The organism is Alcanivorax sp. HI0083, from assembly GCF_001635175.1.
Genome location: NZ_LWFX01000653.1, coordinates 1 through 556, shown reverse-complemented (window position 1 = coordinate 556; position 556 = coordinate 1). Strand labels below are relative to the sequence as shown.

The window sequence follows — 556 nt, the reverse complement described above, 5'->3', positions numbered from 1 at the left end:
AAGCCTGATGCGCACCGGTGAATTGCTTGCCCTGCGCGATCACCCCGATAGCCAGTGGTCCCTGGCCGTGGTGCGCTGGGTGACGCAGTTGCCGAACCATGGTGCCCGTTTTGGTGTGGAGTTACTGGCGCCAGGCGGACGTCCGGTGGCGGCACGGGCCCTGCGCAAGCAGGGACTCGACAGTGATTTTATGCGCGGTGTGGTGTTGCCCGAGCTGGCTGCTGTGGGGCAGCCCGCTACCCTGTTGTTGCCCACGGTGGGCTTCAATGAAGGCGTCAAGGTGGAGCTGGTGGAAGCCGGCGAGCCGCGCCGGGTGCAATTGCTGCGCCGTACCCAGGGTGCGTCCGGGTTCAGCCAGTATCCCTTTCGGGATATGGCGACGCCGGCACCGACTCAATCCCCGGAAGGCGGGGATGATGATGCGCTGGATTCGATCTGGTCCAGCCTGTAGAAGTTGATGACGAATCAGGAAAAATGTCATTTGCGATTCGTCGTTCACAGGCTGCCGATTAGCCGCCTGTTAGAATAACAAAAAGTATCGTTGCGGCGAGGATGC

At 61.3% G+C, this 556-nt stretch carries 1 pseudogene; it reads left to right on the top strand.

Annotation, left to right across the window (positions count from 1 at the left end):
* A pseudogene (locus tag A3754_RS27435) lies at positions 1-451 on the top strand (hypothetical protein); the annotation flags it as partial.
* Positions 452-556 lie beyond the last annotated feature (105 nt).